General features: G+C 40.9%; 3 protein-coding genes. All 3 read right to left on the bottom strand.

All coding sequences use genetic code 11. From position 1 onward, the window contains the following. Positions 1–874 (bottom strand): glycogen synthase (locus SORDD24_RS02565; protein WP_155720118.1); only part of this gene is annotated, 874 nt, incomplete at its 3' end. Next, positions 871–2010: a glucose-1-phosphate adenylyltransferase subunit GlgD gene (gene glgD, locus SORDD24_RS02560; RefSeq protein ID WP_061407157.1), complete on the bottom strand. Its 1140-nt coding sequence runs from the start codon at positions 2008–2010 to the stop codon at positions 871–873. The genes SORDD24_RS02565 and glgD, both read right to left, overlap by 4 nt. Further along, positions 2000–2530 (bottom strand): GlgC family sugar phosphate nucleotidyltransferase (locus SORDD24_RS11590; protein WP_269139583.1); only part of this gene is annotated, 531 nt, incomplete at its 5' end. The genes SORDD24_RS11590 and glgD, both read right to left, overlap by 11 nt.

Here is a 2530-nt window from a genome sequence, read left to right as displayed (position 1 = left end):
CAGCTCGCACTGGTAGACCAACTCTCTCTTGCAATTTTGCTTTGTTTTGAGCTTTTCCAGATAAATCTTCCTTATCAAAATGATAGTCTAAAAGAGCATCTGTCTCTGGATTATAGAGATCAGTATCGATTCCATTAACAATTCCCGAAACCTTACCTGACTCCATGCGAAGAATCTGGTCCAAACCGCAACCAAACTGACTAGTCATAATCTCATGTGCATAGCTAGGAGATACGGTTGAGACACGATCCGCGTATAGGATACCAGCCTTCATCCAGTTAAGGCAATCATTCCAGCGAAGGGTGCCATCAGCATAGCGTTCAAACCCAACACCGAACAAATCCCATAACATTCCTTCAGAAAATTGACCTTGAAATTCCAAATTATGAATAGTTAAAACTGTTCTGATTCCTTGATATGCTTGAATCCAATGGTACTTTTCTTTTAACAAGAAGGGAATCATTGCTGTATGGTAATCATGGACATGGAGAAGGTCAGGGATAAAGTCAATGCGTTCCATGGCTTCAAGAGCAGCCAGTTGGAAGAAGGCAAAGCGTTCACCATCGTCAAAATCCCCGTAAACATGACCGCGGAAGAAATAATATTGATTATCAATGAAGTAGAAGGTAACCCCATTCAAGACAGTTTTTTTAATACCACAGTACTGTCTCCGCCATCCTACACTAACTTCAAAGTGGAGAACATCCTCTATCTGGTTCCCAAACTTAGCTTCTACCATATCATAGTAAGGCAAGAAAACTGCAACTTCGTGCCCCGCTTTTACAAGTGATTTAGGAAGTGCGCCAATGACATCGCCCAAACCACCTGTTTTTGAAAAGGGTGCTCCTTCTGCTGCTACAAATAAAATTTTCATGAATAAATGTCCTCTGTTACTGTTTCACCCTTCTTAACTACAACTGGATGTTCTGCTGTTCCTCGAATGACAACACCGTCCGCAACTTCAACACCCTTGTCCAAGATAGCATATTCAACTTGGGCACCCTGACCAATCACAATACGAGGGAATAAAATGCTGTCCTTCACTACACTATCTTTGTGAACATAAATGTTACGAGATAGAACTGACTGAACTACTTCGCCCTCAATGATACTACCAGAAGCAAACTGAGAATTACTTACTTTTGAAGTATTCGCATAGTAGGTTGGTTCTTCATTCTTAACTTTGGTATAAATTTTTTGATTTGGTGAGAAAAGAGAGTAGAATTTTTTAGATTCAAGCATATCGATGTTTGCTTGATAATAGGACTGAACAGAATGAATGTTCGCTAAGTAGCCTGTGTATTCGTAAGCAAAAGCTCCTTCTTTTGCAGCTAAATCGCGGAGAACATAACGCAACTTTTCAGGATATTCTTTCTGAGCCTCTTCTTCAAGTCGTTCAATCAACCAAGGAGTATCCACAACAAAGATATCTGTAGACATGTTGAAGAGTTCATCCGTAGATTTGTTATCAAAGAGTTTGTGCGAACAAACATGGTCAGTTTCATCAATTTCCAAGATAGCATTGACATCTGAAATGTCTTTCTTCGGAAGTTTCTTATATACAACTGTGATCGGACCTTTCGTTGTATTGTGTAGGTGGAAGACTTGATTCAAGTCAATATTCACCAGCACATCGCAGTTGATCGAAACGGTCTGGTTTGAACCTGAACGTCTCAAGTAGGTAAGAAGTTGTTGGTAATACTCTTTTCCAACTGTACTGCTTTCAACACGAGTATTGTAAATTCCTAGATAGTAGTGACTTAGAAGGGTGGACAAGCCCCACTCACGACCTGAACGGATATGGTCGAATACTGAGCTGATATTGTCTTGTTGGAAGATACCAAAGATACTACGAACACCTGCATTGGCAAGACTGGAAAGGGGGAAGTCAATCAAACGGTATTTTCCACCGAAAGGCAAGCTAGCTACCGGACGGTGTTCTGTTAACGTTGACATATCATGAAAACCAACTGTGTTTCCTAAAATGGCTGAATATTTATCAATCTTCATCTGTTGCTACCCCCACTACTTCATTGTATCCTACTACTTGTACTTCGTCAGTTCCGTCAATCTCTACACCGTCTGCAATAATGGCACCTTCACCAATAATAGCACGAGTAATCTTTGCTCCATGGCCAATAATAGCACCACTCATGATGACAGAATCAACGACTTCAGCACCTTCACGTACTTGTGCTTCTGTTGAAAGAATCGAACGCTTAACCGTTCCATCTACAAAACAGCCATCCACGACCAATGAATCTTCAACGTGTGCATGCGCACCAAAGTAGTTGGGTGGTGAGATCAAGTTTCTTGAGTAAATTTTCCATTGACGATTACGGCTATCCAAAGCGTTTTCTGGCGAAATGTACTCCATATTGGCTTCCCAAAGTGATTCGATGGTACCAACGTCTTTCCAGTAACCACTAAATTCATAGGCATAGACACTCTCACCAGACTCGAGATAGTTAGGAATAACGTTCTTCCCAAAGTCTGACATATCCACATTGCTCTTTTCAGCAGCAACAAG

Source organism: Streptococcus oralis (assembly GCF_001579175.1).
In the GTDB taxonomy this organism is placed as follows: domain Bacteria; phylum Bacillota; class Bacilli; order Lactobacillales; family Streptococcaceae; genus Streptococcus; species Streptococcus oralis_O.
Note: the sequence above shows the minus strand (reverse complement) of the source record. Positions and strands in the feature narration are given on the sequence as shown.